A 16454-nucleotide genomic window follows, 5' to 3' on the forward strand; every position below is an offset into this window, starting at 1 on the left:
CGCCCGACCGCCGACGGCGTGCGCGAGCCGCTCAACCGTCGCGCCACCATCGGCATCAACTTCCGCTAAACCCGGAAGGCCGAAGGCCAGCAACACAGAGCCGCCGGTCCCCGAAAGGGGGCCGGCGGTTTTGCTTTGCGGGCCGAACAGGCGCCGGCCATCATCTCCGCCTCCCTCTTCCAGAGAAGGTGGGTCCCCGCATCGCTCCGATTGGACCCATGGGTCTGCGGCGCCGACCTTCATGGCGGGGGCCGACGGATCCGTGACACGCCTTCGCCGGACATGGACCGCATCACGCCGCGGATTCGACAGTCGGTGATAGCGGACGCCGGAGACGTCTACAGGGCTGGCGGCGCCTCGACCGGGCGACCTGACGAAAAGTCAGCCTCGACGGATGCCTGGAGGTCTAGCGAAGAGAGACACGGGTCAGAGCCGGCGGTTCGGCGGCGACGGCCGCCCCGCCCCGGGGCGGCAGCGTCCGTCCGGCGCCGATGACAACGGTCGCCGTCAGGACCGCCGAGATCGCGGCGATGGCGGCCAGTTTCACCCCGTCGGCGAATTCCTGATGGTCTGGACGCAAGCGATTCCCCCGCGACGAACGCGGTTCGTATCCAGCATCTGACGCGGCGCGCCGCAAGTCACGGAACGGTGTCCGATCACGAAAAAGGGCGGAGCCGTGCGGCTTCGCCCTCCTTCCTCGTACGTTGGCGGCGCGGCCGCCCGCTGCCTGCGCCTAGCCGCGGAACGGGCGGATCAGGATCTCGACCCGGCGGTTCTGCGCCTTGCCCTCGGCCGTGGCGTTCGACGCGATCGGAGCGCTCTCGCCGCGGCCATCGACGTACAGCCGGTCGGCCAGCACATTGCGGCTGACCAGATACTGGGCCACCGACGAGGCGCGCTGGCGCGAGAGATTGAGATTGTACTCGTCCGTGCCGTCGGAATCCGCATGGCCGACGATGTCGACGATGGACTGGTCATAGCGGTTCAGAACCCCGGCGACATCGTCCAGCGTCGCGTTGAAGCGGGGGTTGATGGAGGCTTGGTTGGAAGCGAAGGTGACGTCCGACGGCATGCGCAGGACCAGGTTGTCGCCCTGGCGGGCCACGCCGACGCCCGAGCCCGACAGTTCCGCCTCCAACTCGCGCTGCTGGCGGTCCATATACGCGCCGACGGCCGCGCCGCCGAGGGCCCCGATTCCGGCGCCGATCAGGGCGTTCTTGCGACCCTCCTCGGAGTTCGAGGTGTTGGTCAGATAGCCCAGCAGGGCGCCGCCGAGGGCGCCGGCGATCGCGCCCGTGCCTGTATTGTTGCGGCGCGGGGCCGAGCTGTACGGGTCGGTCGTGGTGCAGGCGACGCCGCCGAGAAGAATGGCGACGCTGGCGCCGGTGAGAAGAAGCTTGCTGCGCATGGGGGAGGGTCCTTTCAATCAGACGTGTCGGCGCTGAAACGTCGCCATATGGTCAAGGTTCCAGCCTGTACCGCAGGTGAACGCCCCGGGACGGCGGTTTCATCCCGGCGCCAATCGCTTTGCCAAGGCCATGGTCCAGGGAGTATGGAACTCGGCTGTCCGCCCACAAAGGTTCCGACCGTGACCGCCACCCTGACCACCGCCGCCTCCACCGGTTGCGGCCGCGCCATAGAGCCGGTGTCGATGACGCTTTACGACGTCGATTTCCAGGCGTTCGCCGACCGTCTCGGGACCTCGTTCAGGCGCTACGGGTTCGCCGTCGTCGCCGACCATGGACTGGACGAGGCGATCATCGGGGCCGCGGTCGCGGACACCAAGGCCTTCTTCGCCCTGCCGGAAGAGACCAAGCGCAAATATCACCAGCCGGGCACGGGCGGCGCGCGCGGCCTGACTCCGTTCGGCGTCGAGGCGGCCAAGGGCGCGGCCACGGTCGATCTGAAGGAGTTCTGGCACGTCGGGCGAGAACTGCCCCCGGGTCATCCCTATCGCAAATACATGCGCGACAATGTCTGGCCGACCGAGATCGAGGGCTTCCGAACCCATCTCTACGGCATGTTCGAGGCCATGGACGCCCTGGGCGCCAGGATCCTGCGCGCCATCGCCCGCTACCTGAAACTCGGCGACGACTTCTTCGAGGACAAGGTCGAGATGGGCAACAGCATCCTGCGCATGCTGCATTATCCGCCTGTGCCGGCGGACGCGCCGGGCGTGCGCGCAGGCGCGCACGAGGATATCAACGTCATCACCCTGCTGCTGGGAGCGGAGGAGGCCGGGCTGCAGTTGAAGGACGCCGACGGCGAATGGCTGGACATAGCGCCGCCGCCGGGCGCGCTGGTGGTCAACATCGGCGACATGCTGCAGCGGCTGACCAATCACGTCCTACCGTCGACGACCCACCGGGTCGTCAATCCGGCGCCCGAGCGGCGGGGCTTCGCCCGCTATTCGACGCCTTTCTTCCTGCATTTCAACCCGGATTTCGTGATCGAGACCCTGCCGACCATGATCAGTCCGGAGAACCCCGACCGCTATGCGGGCAAGGCGATCATGGCCGAGGACTTCCTGACCGAGCGGCTGAAGGAAATCCGCCTGATCTGACGGGTGCGGGCCGCCCCCTGAAGGGCAAGGTGTCGATTCTATTTCGAGATTCTCAGCCGTGAGATGTCGCGACCGATGGCGGCGAAAGCTTGGGAGAGATCGGACCCGCTGGACGGCAGATAGGCGTGCTCCGGGCTGCTGGCGCAGTCGGCCAGCAGGTCCGCGGCGTCGCCACCCGCCGCGATCTGGAAGCCGACCGTATAGACGATCACCCCCGCCGCCTTCATGGCGTCGCACAGCGCCTCGCCCTGCGCGAACGGATCGCCATTGGTCGAGTTCTGGTTGATTTTGTCGACGGTTCCGCCGGAACCCACGCCTGCGTTCTGGGCGATCACGCCGGTGTTGTATGGCGTGTTGAACTCGCCGTCGGTCATGATGATCACCGCCTTGAGCGTGTCCTCGGGCGCATAGGCGCCGGCGGGACTGCTCGGCCACAGTGAATTGAAGTTGGGCGATACGGAATACCAGCCCCACGCCATGCCGATATGGCCCGCCGTGGATCCCGTGACGGAAAGGCCGCTGATCAGGGATTTGAGGGTCGGCTTGCTGCTGCTGAGGGGCAGGATGACAGCCGACGGGCAGGGATTGCCCGAGGTCGATGGGTAGTTGCGCCCCACCCAGGTTGAGGCCGAAGGCCCGGCGTCTGTGTAGGCTTGGGAACCTGCGCGTTCGCTGACACAGGTGCTGGTTTCAAGGGCGCGAAGCGTGCCCGATGGATTGTAGAATACGCGCCATTGGCAGCCGTCCTGGCCGCACCAGCTGGATCCGCCCGAGGTATGGGCGCCCCATTCCGCGCCGTTGACGCCGATCGAATAGGTATTGTTCGTCTGTTTGGCGACGATATAGGGCCGATTGTTGACCTGCGTCATGCCATTGGCCCCGGTGATGTACACGCCGTCGCCGGTCTCAAGGCCGTGGCCGGGGGCGGTCACCTGGACCGCGCAATCCGACAGCAGGCATTTTCGCGCCTCGCCGGAGCCGAGATAGTTGCCATAACTGCTCGTGTTCACCGCCACCCAGGATGAGCCGTCCCACGACCGCAATGAGAATCTCGTGCTGCTGATTCTCTGGACCCGATAGGCGCGGTTGTTGACCTGTCCCATGCCGGAGACGTTGCGGATCCAAACATAGTCGTTGGTCACGAAGCCATGGGCGGTCGAGGTGGTGACGACCCCCGGATTGGCGCGGGTGATGGCGCTGATGTTCCTTGCGGTCGACGCCGCCCAGGCCATGTGCGCGATGTTCCGCGCGCCGATGGGGGTTCCGCGGGCGGCGTTGGCCCAGGAGCCGACATTGACCCCCATCGAATAGGGCACGATCGCCATCCGGGTGTAGTAGGGCGTCTGGACGTCCTGGACCACGATGTCGACCAGCTGGGTCGCCGCCGCCTTGAGATCGATGATGCGCCGACCCGCCATGGAGCCGGTGATGTCGAGCACCAGGCCGACCTCGATGTTTTTGGACGACCGGTCGACCTCGGAGTGGGCTCCGACCGGCAGATAGTCGTCCATGAACTGGCCGTAGGGCGGCAGGAAGATGTTGGCGACCAGGGCCTTCACATCGACCTTCGAACTGGCGACGACCACATTCTCGTCGTTCAGGACGAAACTTGTATCGGCTTCGCGCAGGATGACATCGGGATAGGCCTGCATGTTGGCGCGCAGCGCCGCCAGTCCCACGCGCTGGAGGTCGGCGTCTTCGGTATAGGACGAGCGGGCGGCGGCGAGCGCCGCGGCGTCCAGCGCGTCCTGCAGATTGACCCGGACGGTTGAGGCGCGGTGAATATCGACGCCGCCGACCGAGATAAGGATCAGCACTGGCAGGCTGAGACCGAACAGCATGGCGGCGTTGCCGCGGGCGTCGGCCCACAGGCGCCGGAGAAACTTCAGGCCGTACAGGATGGGCGAGTCAATACGGGGTGCCATGGTAGCCATTTCGTCCGGTACGAAGGTCCGGCTTTCCGGACTGAGCATCGGGGAGCATTGTTAACGCCGGATGATCGCCGGCGAACGCTGTAATTTATCGGGATATTCGCAACTGGGTGATGTCGCGGCCGATGGCCGAGAAGGCCTCGCGCAGGTCCGTTCCCGAGTCCGCCATATAGACGTTGCCCGAGTTGGTCGCGCAGTTGTTGACGAGGGCGCGGGCGCGGTCGTCGTCCACCACCTGGAAGCCCACGGTGTAGACGATCACGCCGGCGTTCTTCATGGCCGTGCACAGGGCCAGGGTCTGATCGAACGGATGGCCGTTGGGGGCATTGCAGTTGATATGCAGGGATGCGGCTCCGGATCCGTTGGTCGAATCGGCGCTGATCACGCCGTTGCAATAGCCGCTGTTGTATTCGCCGTCGGTCATGATCACGACCGCTTTCAGGGTCTCGGCGGTGTTGTAGGCGCCGCCCGCGGATGAGCCGAAAAGGCCGCTGAAGTTGGGTGAGACGGCATACCAGCCCCAGGCCACGCCGATATGGCCCCCGGTCGAACCGGAAGCGCTCAACCGGTCGATGTCGGCCTTGACCGAGGACCGGTCGCTGGACAGGGGCCTCAGCGTGTTCGAGAGGCAGGGATTGGAGGTCGAGGGATAGTTCCGGCCCACTCTGGCGGTGGACGGCGCCGTGTCCGTATAGGCGTCGTCGCCCGTACGCTCGGTCACGCAGGTGCTGATCCGATGTGTGGTGAGATCGTCGTAAACGTTCTCGAAGGCGTAGTAGGTGCAGCCCTGCTGGGCGCACCAGGACCTGCCGCCCGAGGTGTAGGGGGTCAGTGTCGTCTCGTTCATGTCGATGGTGAAGGTGTTGGTCGTGGCGTTGCCGACCAGATAGGTTTCGTTGTTGATCTGCGTCATGCCGCCGATGTCGGTGATATAGACGTAGTTGTTGTTGACGAGTCCGTGGTTGTTCGCGGTAATGGTGATGGAACAATCGTTGTTCTGGCACCGCTGGACCCGGCCGCTTGTTCCGCTGAAGGCATTGTAGTATCGCCCGTCCACCGCATATCCGTTCAACCTGTAGAGCTGGAAGGTGTTGTCGGTCTTGTTCTTGACGAGATAGGGCTTGTTGTTCAGCGCGGTCATGCCGCCCACGCCGCTGATCCAGACCACGTCGTTGTTGGAGAAGCCGTGGGCGTTGGAGGTGACGACCACCGGCCGGGCCTGGGTCGCCGCCGTTATGGTTTTCGGGGTTCCGGCTAGGTTGATGACCGCGCCGGTGATGTTGACCGAACCCACGATCGATCCGCGAGCGGCGTTGGCGTAGCTGTCGACATTGACCGCCATCGAATACGGCACGATGGCGACCCTGGAATACCAGGGCGTCTGGATATCCTGGACGACGATGTCGACCAGGTCCTTGGCGGCGGCGCGCAGGTCGATGATCTTCTGGCCGGCCATCGAGCCGGTGGTGTCGAGCACCAGCGCCACCTCGATGTTCCGGGACGACCGGTCCACCTCGGAATGAGCCCCGACCGGCAGATAGTCGTCCATGAACTTTCCGTAGGGCGGCAGGAAGAGGTTGGCGACCAGGGTCTTCACGTCGACCTTGGAATTCGCGATCACCACGTCGTCGGCGTTCAGCACGAACGTCGTGTCCGCCTCGCGCAGGATGATGTTGGGGTAGGCCTGCAGGTTGGCGCGCAGCGACGCGAGTCCGACCCGCTGCAGGTCGGCGTTCGCGGTATAGGGCGAACGGGCCGCCGACAGGGCCGCGGCGTCCAGCGCGTCCTGCAGGTTGACCCGCACGGTCGAGGCGCGGTGGATGTCGACGCCCCCGACGGTCATCAGGACGAGCACCGGAACGCAAAGACCGAACAGCATGGCGACGTTGCCGCGCGCATCGTCGGCCATGCGGCGCGTGAACGCCCGCAGGCCCCGGCCCATGCCGTCGATCCAGGATTTCAGCCCCATTGCCGCGTCCGCCCGTCGGTCGCGGGCGCAATCGCCCCCGCTCATCCGGCGGAGAATGGCGGGGCCCGGTTAAGAGAAGGGCCAACGCCAAAGGTTAACGGGCGGCTGGCGGACCGGGTTCAGGTCTCCCAACCGCAGTTCTTGCCGCGGTTCTGCGCCGTCAGCCAGACGTTCAGCGGGGCGAAATAGTCGGCCACGGCCGAGGCGTCGTTCTCGCGCTGGCCGGTGAAGGCCTGCATGGCCTCGGGCCAGGGACGGGACTGGCCCATCTCCATCATGGCGTTGAAGCGCGCCCCGACCGCCTCGTTCCCGTATACGGAGCACCGGTGCAGCGGCCCGGTCCAGCCCGCCTGCTGGCAGGCCGCGCGGTGGAACTGGAACTGGTAGATGTGGGCCAGGAAGTAGCGGGTGTAGGGCGTGTTGCCGGGGATATGGTATTTGGCGCCCGGGTCGAAGGCGTTGTCCGGACGCGGTCCGGGCGGGACCAGGCCCTGGTAGCGCAGCATGTTGGCGGTCCAGGCGTCATTGTATTCGGCCGGGTCGGTCTCGCCGTTGAAGACGCCCCAGCGCCAGCGGTCGACCATCAGACCGAAGGGCAGGAAGGCGATCTTGTCCAGAGCCATCTTGAGCAGGAAGGGAATGTCCTCCTCCTCGCCGGGCACGGTCTGCAGCAGGCCGATCTGGTTCAGATAGGTGGGGGTCAGGGCCGACAGGCCGACGAAGTCGCCGATGGCCTCGTGGAAGCCGTCGTTCGCCCCGTTCCTGAACAGGAAGGGCTGATCCTTGTAGGCGCGCTGGTAGTAGTTATGCCCCAGCTCGTGATGGACGGTATAGAAGTCGTCGCCGTTCACCTGGGTGCACATCTTGATGCGGATGTCCTCGAGGTTGTCGAGGTCCCAGGCCGAGGCGTGGCAGACCACCTCGCGGTCGGCCGGCCGGGTGATCATCGACCGCTCCCAGAAGGTTTCCGGCAGTTCGGGCAGGCCCATGGAGACATAGAAGCCCTCGCCGGTCTCGACCATCTTGCGGGCGTCGTAGCCGGAGGCGACCAGCCGTTCCGTCAGATCGTAGCTGGAGGCGCCGCCCTCGGCCGGGGCGACCACGTCATAGATGTTGCCCCATTGCTGCGACCACATATTGCCCAGCAGGTCGGCTCGGATCGGGCCGCTGTCGGGCTGGACCGCGTCGCCGTAGCGGGCGTTGAGGCGACCGCGGACATAGCAGTGCAGGTTCTCGTAGAAGGGTTTGACCTGCGCCCACAGCCGGTCGGTCTCGGCGGCGAAGGCGTCGGGCTCCATGTCGTAGCCGGCGCGCCACATGGCCCCGGTGTCGGCGAAGCCCAGTTCCCGACTGCCCTCGTTGGCGATCTCGACCATGCGGGCGTAGTCGGCCGCCATGACCGGCGAGATGGTGCGCCAGCCCTCGTACAGGGCCCGGGTCTCGGCCGGGTCGCGGCTTTCGGCCAGCAGGACCTCGGCTTCGTCGAGGGTGATCTGGCGGCCCTTGAAGTCGAATTTGCCGACCGAATAGGTGGAGTCGAGTCGGGTGGTGATCTCGGCCAGCTCGCCGGCCGCGCCCGGGCGGTTGGGAGCTGGAAGGACGATGCCGAGGCGCAGCAGGTTCAGCTTGCGGCGCACGTCGGCCGGGACCTCGACCTGGTTGTATCGCGCAGCGCCGTTGGCCAGCTCGACCTGCAACTCGGTGTATTCGGCGTTGATCCGGCTCTCCAGCCACATGGTGTCGAAGGTGATGTTGGTGGCCCGGGTCCACTGGATGCGGGCGGCCTCCTCGCTGAGGGCGGCGAGGCGGGCCTCGGCGTCGGCGACGAAGGCGGCGGCGGCCTGGACGGTCGCGGGGGCGGCGGCTTCCGTCGCGGGGGCGGCGGGCGGCCCGTCGTTCCGGACATGGGGCTCATGAGCCCCATAGGCGGCGCAGGCGGCCGTGGTCATGAGCGCGCAAACGGCGGCGGCCGACATCAGGGTGCGTTTCATGGGACTGTCCTCCTCGCGCAGGCTGCTTCCCGCGTCACTCGGCGCGCAGGTGAAGCGACGCGGCCCGTCAGGTCAAGCCGCCCCGTTCAGTCGAGGACGCAAGCCGCCAGGCCGTCGTTGCGGACCGTCCCCATCGCCGCCTGGATGCGTGAGGCGCGGCGGCGGACATAGGGGCCGGGGCGGGCGGCGTCATAGCGGCGCGGGCTGGGCAGGATGGCCGCCAGGCGCGCGGCCTCGCGAGCGCTGATATCCCCGGCGCCCTTGCCGAACCAGTGGCGCGAGGCGGCCTCGGCGCCATAGACCCCCGGCGCCCATTCGGCGACGTTCAGATAGATCTCCATGATCCGGCGCTTGCCCCAGACCGTCTCTATGGCGACCGTGTAGCCGGCCTCCAGACCCTTGCGGATCCAGTCGCGGCCGGGCCAGAGGAACATGTTCTTGGCGGTCTGCTGGCTGATGGTCGAGCCGCCGCGGATCCGGCCCGAGCCCCGCTTTTCGGACCGGGCGTTGGCCTTCAGCGCCCGCTCGATGGCCTTCATGTCGAAGCCGCGGTGGGCGCAGAAGGTCGAATCCTCCGAGGCGATCACGGCCTGGACCAGGCGCGGCGAAATGTCGTCCAGGGAGCGCCAGCGGTAGTCGAGCCCCGACCCGCCGACGGCCCTGCTGGCCATCAGGAAGGTGGTCGGCGGCGGGATGAAGCGGTGCAGCAGGACGCCGCTCGACCCCAGCAGGAGCAGCAGCAACATGGCCGTCAGCAGGGGCCGGCCCTTCTTCGCGATTGTGGTCGGCCCCGACATGGACGGAGGGCAGCACGCGCGAGGGTCGGTGCGCAAGCGCTCAGACGCCGTCCACCCCCGCATGGCCGTCCTCGTCGGCCCAGGCGACCCGGGCGGCGTCCGCGCTCATGGCCAAGGCGACGACCGGCGCGCCCCTGTCGGCCTTGAGGAAGTTGAGTCCCTGGCCGGCGGGCTCCGCGACCCAGACACGGCCGTCGCTGAGCCCGGCCGCGAGCAGGCCGTGCCGGGGCCGCGACGCGACCAGGGCGACGACGCTGCCCTCGTCGAAGCCGATCTCGATCGCCTCGCGGCCCATCGGGCCGTTCGAACCGACGAAGGGCCACAGAACCACCCCCTGGGCGCCCGAGGTGGCCATCATCTGGCCGTTGGCGAGGAAGCTCATCGACCGGACCTTGGACGGATAGCCGCCCATACGCAGGTTTTTCTGATCCTTCAGCCGCCAGCCGTGCAGCTGGGCGTCCTGCATGGCGGTGACCACGAAGGCGCCGTCGGGCGAGAAGGTCACGGCGGTGTGCGAGCCGGCCCATTTCAGGAAGGTCGGCTTTTGGTCCGCGATGCGGGCGAACCACAGGGCCGCCCCGCCGTAGGTCGAGGTCGCGACGCGCCGCCCCTTCGGCTCGAAGGCCACGCCGGAAACGGTCCGCTCATGCTGGAAGTCGCGGCGGAAGCCGGCGTCCTTCGCATCGATCACGGACAGGGTCTTGCCCGCGGAAAAGGCGATCAGGCCGCTCTCGGCCGAGGCGTCGACGGCGTCGATCCACTGGCCCCTGGCGGTGGCCAGCACGCCGGCCTCCCCGCGGCGGTGCCAGATCACCCGGCCGTCGTCGCCGCCGGTGACGACCCCGTCGCCCGAGGGGTGGACCACGGCGCACAGGACAGCGCCGTCATGGGCGGCGCTGAACTCGCCGCCCTCGAAGCGGACCGAGCCGTCGCCGAGGGCGAAGATCGCGCCCTGGCGGTCGAACAGGGCGGCGGTGATCTGGGCGTCGAAGGTGGTCCTCACGCTGCGCAGGCCTCGAACCCGGCCTTCAACGCCGCCTCGTTGAGGTCGCGGCCGATGAAGACAGCGCGGGACCAGCGGTGTTCGTTGGCGCCCCAGGGCTTCTGCAGGTCGCCTTCCAGGATCATGTGCACGGCCTGGAAGACCAGGCGGCGGTCCTCGCCGTGGACGTCGATGATGCCCTTGGCGCGCAGGATGTTCTGGCCCTGCTCGCCCAGCAGCCGGTCGAGCCAGGCGGTGAATTTCGTCCCGTCCATCGGCCGTTCCAGCGACAGGGAGATGCCCTTGATGTCGTCCTCGTGGGCGTGACCGCGGGCGCCGTGCGCATGATCGTGACCCTCGTGGCCGTGGTCATGGTCGTGGTGGTCATGGCCGCAGTGTTCGTCGTGCACGTGGCCGGCCTCGCCGTGCGCCGGGTTGGCGAATTCCGGATTGATGTCGAGGATTCGTCCGAGGTCGAAGCCGCCGAGGCCGAGGACCTGGTCCAGCGGCACGTCGGCGCGGGTGGCGCGGGTGATGGGGGCCAGCGGGTTGAGGCGGCGCAGCCGCGACTCGACCGCGACCAGTTCGGCCTCGGTGACTAGGTCGACCTTGTTGAGGATGATGCGGTCGGCGAAGGCGACCTGTTCGCGCGCCTCCTTCGAGTCATCCAGCCGGGCCATGACGTGTTTGGCGTCGACCAGGGCGGTGACGCTGTCCAGCTGCGTCTTGGCCTTGACGTCCTCGTCGACGAAGAAGGTCTGGGCCACGGGGCCCGGGTCGGCCAGGCCGGTGGTTTCGACGATGATGGCGTCGAAGGCCGGCTTGCCCGGGCGCTGGCGCTTCATCAGGCCAGCCACCACGCGGATCAGGTCGCCGCGCACGGTGCAGCAGACGCAGCCGTTGTTCATCTCGAACACGTCCTCGTCGGCGCCGACGACCAGGTCGTTGTCGATGCCGATCTCGCCGAACTCGTTGACGATGACGGCGTAGCGCTTGCCGTGGTCTCCGGTGAGGATGCGGTTCAGCAGGGTGGTCTTGCCGGCGCCGAGGTAGCCGGTGAGCACGGTGACGGGAATCTTCGCGGAAGCGGTGTCGGTCATGGGCGGCTAGATGGCGGCTGCGGCGCCGGATGGGAAGGGGTCAGCAGGTCGGGCAGTCGGCCAACGGTTCGGCTTCCAGCTGAAGGGTGGTGTGGCCGATAGCGAAGCGGCCGCGGGCCATGGCTTGCGCCTCGGCCAGCAGGGCTTCGGCGTCGGCGCGGCCGTGGCAGAGATGGGCGGTCAGGGCCGTCTCGGTGGTGGACAGGCCCCAGACATGCAGGTCGTGCACGGCGCTGACGCCGGGCAGGGTCAGGAAGGCGGCGCGGATCGCCTCGACGTCGACGCCGCGGGGGGCGGCGTCGAGCGCCAGATTGACCGAGTCCTTCAGCAGCCCCCAGGTGCCGATCAGGATGACGGCGACGATGGCGAGGCTGACCAGGGGGTCGATTACCGACCAGCCTGAGACCATGATCGCCGCGCCGGCGATCACCACGCCTATGGACACGCCGGCGTCGGCCATCATGTGCAGATAGGCCCCCCGGGCGTTCAGGTCGCTGTGCTGGTCGCGCATGAACAGCAGGGCCGTGCCGAGGTTGATGACGAAGCCGATCGCCGCCACTCCCATGATCAGGCCCGACATGACCGGGGCCGGCTCGGCCAGGCGGCGGACGGCCTCGAAAGCGATGGCGCCGCAGGCGAAGATCAGCAGCAGGGCGTTGGCGAGCGCCGCCAGCACGGTCGCCTTGCCGTAGCCATAGGTGTTCTGCGAACCGCTGGCTCGCCGCGCCAGCCAGGCCGCGCCGCCGGCCATGGCCAGGCCCAGGACGTCAGACAGGTTGTGGCCGGCGTCGGCCATCAGGGCGGTCGAGCCGCTGAAGATCCCGGCCCCGAACTCGATCCCGACGAAGGCGAGATTGATCAGCAAACCGACCGCATAGCGCCAGTCCCCCGTATCGACCGGGCCGTGATGATGGCCGCCCGGGCCATGGCCGTGCCCATGGCCGTGGTCGTTGTGGTGATCGTCGGAGCCGTGGGCGTGCGCCATGCGGCTATCCTTAGTGCTGACGCAGGACGACGAGAAGGCCGATCAGGATCAGGGCCAGGCCCAGCACCAGGCCCTCGTACCGGGCCCAGCGCTCCAGCCGGAGCACCGACCAGCCGGCGCGGGCCAGCACGGTGAACAGCGTCATGCCCAGCACGGTGCCGGCGGCGAAGGCCAGGGTCAGGGCGGCCAGGACGAGCAGGCCCTCCGTCGCCTGCGACAGATAGATGGGCAACAGCACCTCGCCCGGCGACACGGCCATCATCGCCACCAAGCCCCAGAAGGCGGCGGCGTGCGAGACCGTGGGTTCGGACAGGGCCAGAGACGGGCCGCCCGCCATAATCGCCGGGCGGAGCAGGGCCCGGCCCAGATAAAAGGCGCCGAACAGGAACAGCAGTCCGGCGGACAGGCTTGGCAGCAGTCCGGATATCCACTGGTCCATGGCCAGTCCGGCGGCGACGATCAGGCCGCCGACCGCGGCGGTGGCGGCGATATGGGCCAGGCCCGACGCGGCCACCACGCCAAGGACCTGGGGCAGGCTCCAGCGTTGGCCGCGGCCGACCAGAACGAAGGGCAGCCAGTGGGTGGGCAGGGCGGCGTGCAGGAAGGCCGTGGCGAAGCCCGCCCCCAGCAGGGACAGCAGGACGGGTTGCTGGAGGTCGGCCGGCGTCATCCCGGCCTCTCTTAGTGTGTTATCTTATAACAGTCGAGGGCCGCGTTTCATTTCGGCGGCGCGATCGGTCGGGCCCCGTTTTTTCGCCCGTCCGCGTTGACTCGGACACCCCTCTGCGTCTATGTCGCCGCTCTTCGCCCGAGGGGGTCCCCCGTCGGGCTTATTCTTTTTGCGTTTCGCTGAGGCTTCAACATGTACGCGGTGATCAAGACCGGCGGCAAGCAGTACCGGGTTCAACCGGGCGACGTCATTGTGGTCGAGAAGCTCGACGGCGAGGCCGGCTCGAACGTTTCGTTCGGCGACGTGCTGATGCTGGGCGGCGACAAGGGCGTGACCCTGGGCGCTCCGCTGATCGCGGGCGCCGCGGTCGCCGCGACCCTGGTCGAGACCCGCAAGGGCGAGAAGATCAAGATCTTCAAGAAGACCCGCCGTCAGGGCTATCGCCGCACCAACGGCCATCGCCAGATGGAATCGGTCCTGCGCATCACCGGCATCGACGGCGCCGGCGAGAAGGCCAAGTGGGACGGCGAAACCTCGCTGATGACCAAGGCCGAAATGAACCTGCGCGCCCGCGGCCTGGCCCCGCGCGTCGACGAGACCGAGGTCAAGGCCAAGCCGGCCAAGTCGCCCAAGGTCATCGACGCCGCGCCCGCCGAAAAGCCCGCCGCCAAAAAGGCCGCCGCCAAGACCGAAACCAAAGCTGCTCCCGCCAAAAAGGCCCCCGCCAAGAAGGCGGACAAGGCCGGCGACGAAGCGTAATATCAGTACGAGAACGGGAGCAGACCTATGGCTCACAAGAAATCCGGTGGTTCGTCGCGTAACGGTCGCGACTCTCACTCCAAGCGCCTCGGCGTGAAGAAGTTCGGCGGCGAGAACGTTCTGGCCGGCAACATCCTCGTGCGCCAGCGCGGCACCACCTTCCACCCGGGCGACAACGTCGGCCTGGGCCGCGACCACACCCTGTTCGCCACCGCCCACGGCGCCGTGAAATTCACCAAGAAGGCCAACGGCCGATGCTACGTGTCGATTCTTCCGGCCACTGAACAGGCCATGGCCGCCGAGTAAGCGCGAACGGAACACCACCGGATCGCGAAGGCTCAAGAGCCGCGATCCGGACCAAGGGACAAGTTTCCGCGGGGAGTCTGGATCACCAGGCTCCCCGTTTTCGTTCCCCGCCTCGAAGCCGTCCGAGCCCTCCAAGGAGGCGGCGCGAAGACCGAGGCTGTCTCATGTGCGTGATCGAACCCTCTCCCGTCGTGGAGACCCGGCGTCTGGCCCTGCGCTCGCCTGGCGCCCAGGACATCCTCCGGCTGGCCGCCCTGGCCAACGATCCGGCCATCGCCCGGATGACCCTGCGCATGCCGCATCCCTTTCGCCTGGCGGACGCCGAAGCCTTCGTGCTCGGCGTGGCGGTGCAAGACCCGGCGCGGGCGCGGACCTTCCTGATCGAGCACGAGGATCACGGTCCGGTCGGGGTTATCGGCCTGTTCGAGGACGCCGATCCGGCGCCCGAGGTCGGCTACTGGATCGCCCGCCCGTTCTGGGGCCGGGGCTTTGCGACCGAGGCCCTGCAAGGGGCCATGGCCTGGGCCAGCCGGGCGTGGAAGCGCCGCGCCCTGATGGCGGGGCATTTCATCGACAATCCGGCGTCGGGTCGGGTGCTGGAGAAGGCGGGCTTTCTCTACACTGGCGAGGTGCGCAGGGGCTTCAGCCGCGCGCGCGGGTCCGACGCCGAGACGCGCCGCATGGTGTGGCTGGCTTGATGGCTATCTTCTGTCCGCTCATCCCGGCGAACGCCGGGATGAGCGGAATCAGGAATTACCCGAACAGCGTCGGTCCGAAGATGGCCGCCATGGCGATGGCGCCGCCGGCCACGGCGACGATAGCGCCGGCGACGAAGGCCGCCCAGGTGCGGGCGGCGCGCTGACGACGCAGACCGCTGGTCTTGACCGACCGGACCATGACGCCGGGCTTGGGTCCGAAGACTTCTGAACCGGAAATATTGTGCTGGGACATGAACGCGCTCCCTGATCCACCGCCCCTTGCGGGTCGTGGCCACCGAAGCGGGTCAGACAAGGCCAAACAATGGCGAACGACGGTTATCCACCGATCCGTGATCGGATGAACGAAGTTATGGCCGCTGGATCGGTCGGGCGCCTCAGCCGCAATAGATCAGCCGACCGCTGTACGCCCGGTAATAGCCGGTGCGCGGGTCGTAGGACCGGTAGTTGGCCCGGCACCAGTCGGCGCGTCCGCCGTAGCCGCCGCCATACTCTCCGCCGTATCCGCCATAGCTGGCGCCGCTCCCCGGATAGACATGGTCCGGCCGCCCGTAGGCGCCGTGATATGTCGTCGATCCCCGGGCATGGCCATAGTCGTAGGCCGAGCCATAGCCGCGCCGCGGCGAATAGCCATAGCCATAGCCATAGCCATAGCCATAGCCATAGCCCCTATGGCCGTGGCCGCCGTAGCCGTAACCGCTGTAGCCAGCCAGTTCACGATAGTCGCGCCGCGCCTGCGGACTGGCGCGATGGCGCTGATCCCGCCAGCCGGCGCCGCAATCGGTCCGGTTGGCGTCCCAGAACTGGTCGCAGCGATAGTCGCCCGGGCGGTCCAGCTGGCTGCGCCAGTCGAAATTCGACGGAACGGCGTTCGAGCGACGGGAGCTGTAGCCATAGCCGTCGCCGTACGAGCCGCGGCCGTAGCCGCCGTCATGGGAGCGATAGCCGTCGTCGCGATAGCCAGGGTCGTAGGTCCCGCCCCACGACTGGGCGGCTGCGGGGGCGGCCGCGAGGGTCAGGCCGGTGGCGAGAAGGAAGGCGATGCGGCGCATGGTTAACACTCCGAAGCGGCCCGATACGCGGCCCCGAGACGAACAGACACTGGCGGGCGGACTCTACAGGGTGACGGAGACGCGGCCTCCGCGGGTAGCGACGGCCCGCATAAGCACGACGCGGTCGCCACCGGCGCTGACCGGGGCGATGATGAACCAGTTGCCGTCAGGCAGGCCGGTGAAGGTGAAACGCCCGTCCTGGCAGGTCGAGGAGCGGACATAGGAGCGATAGTCGGCGTTGGGGTCCGCCACGGTCCGGGCCCGGACGACGGCCTCCGGAATGGCGGCGCGATCGGTCGAACCATAGAGAACCCGGAAGCGGGCGCGCGTGTAGGGCGTGTCGGGCGTCAGGCCGACCGAGCCGCACTCATACCTCTGGCCGTCGCGGCGATAGTCGATGCGGCCGTCGATCGAGGCCCGGCCCTCCCGGGCGGACCAGGCGAAATCATCGGCGCGGAACGGGGCGGGGCCGGGCGCGGGCCCGGGACCGAAACCGCCCATCGGCACGGTCTCGCAACCCGCCAGGGCGGCGATGGCGGCCAGAAGGGCGACCATGGGCAGGGCGGACTTGGCGGCGGGCATGGGCTCTCTCCGTGAAGGGCGCGGGTCGAACGTCCTGATCAGACGCTGAAC

General features: G+C 67.8%; 17 protein-coding genes. 4 read left to right on the forward strand and 13 right to left on the reverse strand.

Annotated features, from left to right (window positions below; all coding sequences use genetic code 11):
• Positions 1 to 406 precede the first annotated feature (406 nt).
• Both Q8Q71_RS16090 and Q8Q71_RS16095 read right to left on the reverse strand, forming a co-directional pair.
• The gene (locus Q8Q71_RS16090) at positions 407 to 580 is read right to left on the reverse strand and encodes a hypothetical protein (RefSeq protein WP_305760610.1); all 174 of its coding nucleotides are present in this window, start codon (positions 578 to 580) and stop codon (positions 407 to 409) included.
• A gap of 153 nt (positions 581 to 733) precedes the next feature.
• Positions 734 to 1408, reverse strand: a complete 675-nt coding sequence (locus tag Q8Q71_RS16095; protein WP_305760611.1) for an OmpA family protein — start codon at positions 1406 to 1408, stop codon at positions 734 to 736.
• 243 nt (positions 1409 to 1651) lie between these two features.
• On the opposite strand from Q8Q71_RS16095, the gene Q8Q71_RS16100 reads away from it, so the two are divergent.
• Entirely contained in the window at positions 1652 to 2563 is a 912-nt protein-coding gene (locus Q8Q71_RS16100; RefSeq protein ID WP_305760729.1) for an isopenicillin N synthase family oxygenase, read from the forward strand.
• Between the two features lie 38 nt (positions 2564 to 2601).
• Here Q8Q71_RS16100 and Q8Q71_RS16105 read toward each other — a convergent pair whose 3' ends face one another.
• The 8 genes from Q8Q71_RS16105 to Q8Q71_RS16140 form a co-directional block, all read right to left on the reverse strand.
• Entirely contained in the window at positions 2602 to 4488 is a 1887-nt protein-coding gene (locus Q8Q71_RS16105; RefSeq protein ID WP_305760612.1) for a TadE/TadG family type IV pilus assembly protein, read from the reverse strand.
• Between the two features lie 94 nt (positions 4489 to 4582).
• Positions 4583 to 6463 carry a TadE/TadG family type IV pilus assembly protein gene (locus Q8Q71_RS16110; protein ID WP_305760613.1) on the reverse strand — a complete coding sequence of 627 codons (1881 nt, stop codon included), beginning with the start codon at positions 6461 to 6463 and terminating at the stop codon, positions 4583 to 4585.
• Between the two features lie 119 nt (positions 6464 to 6582).
• Positions 6583 to 8454 (reverse strand): M2 family metallopeptidase, encoded by a 1872-nt coding sequence (locus Q8Q71_RS16115; RefSeq protein WP_305760614.1) that lies wholly within the window; start codon positions 8452 to 8454, stop codon positions 6583 to 6585.
• Between the two features lie 86 nt (positions 8455 to 8540).
• Positions 8541 to 9251: a monofunctional biosynthetic peptidoglycan transglycosylase gene (gene mtgA / locus Q8Q71_RS16120; protein WP_305760615.1), complete on the reverse strand. Its 711-nt coding sequence runs from the start codon at positions 9249 to 9251 to the stop codon at positions 8541 to 8543.
• Between the two features lie 40 nt (positions 9252 to 9291).
• Positions 9292 to 10254, reverse strand: coding sequence for a WD40 repeat domain-containing protein (locus Q8Q71_RS16125; RefSeq protein WP_305760616.1), 963 nt, complete (start codon positions 10252 to 10254; stop codon positions 9292 to 9294).
• Positions 10251 to 11333 carry a GTP-binding protein gene (locus Q8Q71_RS16130; protein ID WP_305760617.1) on the reverse strand — a complete coding sequence of 361 codons (1083 nt, stop codon included), beginning with the start codon at positions 11331 to 11333 and terminating at the stop codon, positions 10251 to 10253. Before Q8Q71_RS16130 ends, Q8Q71_RS16125 begins: the two co-directional genes overlap by 4 nt.
• A 40-nt stretch (positions 11334 to 11373) precedes the next feature.
• Positions 11374 to 12318 (reverse strand): cation diffusion facilitator family transporter, encoded by a 945-nt coding sequence (locus Q8Q71_RS16135; RefSeq protein WP_305760618.1) that lies wholly within the window; start codon positions 12316 to 12318, stop codon positions 11374 to 11376.
• A 10-nt stretch (positions 12319 to 12328) separates the two neighbouring features.
• Positions 12329 to 12988: a hypothetical protein gene (locus Q8Q71_RS16140; RefSeq protein ID WP_305760619.1), complete on the reverse strand. Its 660-nt coding sequence runs from the start codon at positions 12986 to 12988 to the stop codon at positions 12329 to 12331.
• A gap of 192 nt (positions 12989 to 13180) precedes the next feature.
• On the opposite strand from Q8Q71_RS16140, the gene rplU reads away from it, so the two are divergent.
• From rplU to Q8Q71_RS16155, 3 genes are all read left to right on the forward strand, one after another.
• The gene (gene rplU, locus Q8Q71_RS16145; RefSeq protein WP_305760620.1) at positions 13181 to 13747 is read left to right on the forward strand and encodes a 50S ribosomal protein L21; all 567 of its coding nucleotides are present in this window, start codon (positions 13181 to 13183) and stop codon (positions 13745 to 13747) included.
• Positions 13748 to 13774: 27 nt separating this feature from the next.
• Positions 13775 to 14053: a 50S ribosomal protein L27 gene (gene rpmA / locus Q8Q71_RS16150; protein ID WP_304877334.1), complete on the forward strand. Its 279-nt coding sequence runs from the start codon at positions 13775 to 13777 to the stop codon at positions 14051 to 14053.
• A gap of 164 nt (positions 14054 to 14217) precedes the next feature.
• The gene (locus tag Q8Q71_RS16155; protein ID WP_305760621.1) at positions 14218 to 14751 is read left to right on the forward strand and encodes a GNAT family N-acetyltransferase; all 534 of its coding nucleotides are present in this window, start codon (positions 14218 to 14220) and stop codon (positions 14749 to 14751) included.
• Positions 14752 to 14806: 55 nt separating this feature from the next.
• Here Q8Q71_RS16155 and Q8Q71_RS16160 read toward each other — a convergent pair whose 3' ends face one another.
• The 3 genes from Q8Q71_RS16160 to Q8Q71_RS16170 all read right to left on the reverse strand — a co-directional run bounded on the left by Q8Q71_RS16160 (position 14807) and on the right by Q8Q71_RS16170 (position 16403).
• A complete protein-coding gene (locus Q8Q71_RS16160) occupies positions 14807 to 15004 on the reverse strand; it encodes a hypothetical protein (RefSeq protein WP_305760622.1) in 198 nt (65 codons plus the stop codon).
• A 142-nt stretch (positions 15005 to 15146) separates the two neighbouring features.
• The gene (locus tag Q8Q71_RS16165; protein ID WP_305760623.1) at positions 15147 to 15821 is read right to left on the reverse strand and encodes a hypothetical protein; all 675 of its coding nucleotides are present in this window, start codon (positions 15819 to 15821) and stop codon (positions 15147 to 15149) included.
• A gap of 63 nt (positions 15822 to 15884) precedes the next feature.
• A complete protein-coding gene (locus tag Q8Q71_RS16170) occupies positions 15885 to 16403 on the reverse strand; it encodes a hypothetical protein (protein ID WP_305760624.1) in 519 nt (172 codons plus the stop codon).
• Between the last annotated feature and the right edge of the window lie 51 nt (positions 16404 to 16454).

The sequence above is a fragment of the Brevundimonas sp. genome (assembly GCF_030704825.1).
GTDB lineage: Bacteria > Pseudomonadota > Alphaproteobacteria > Caulobacterales > Caulobacteraceae > Brevundimonas.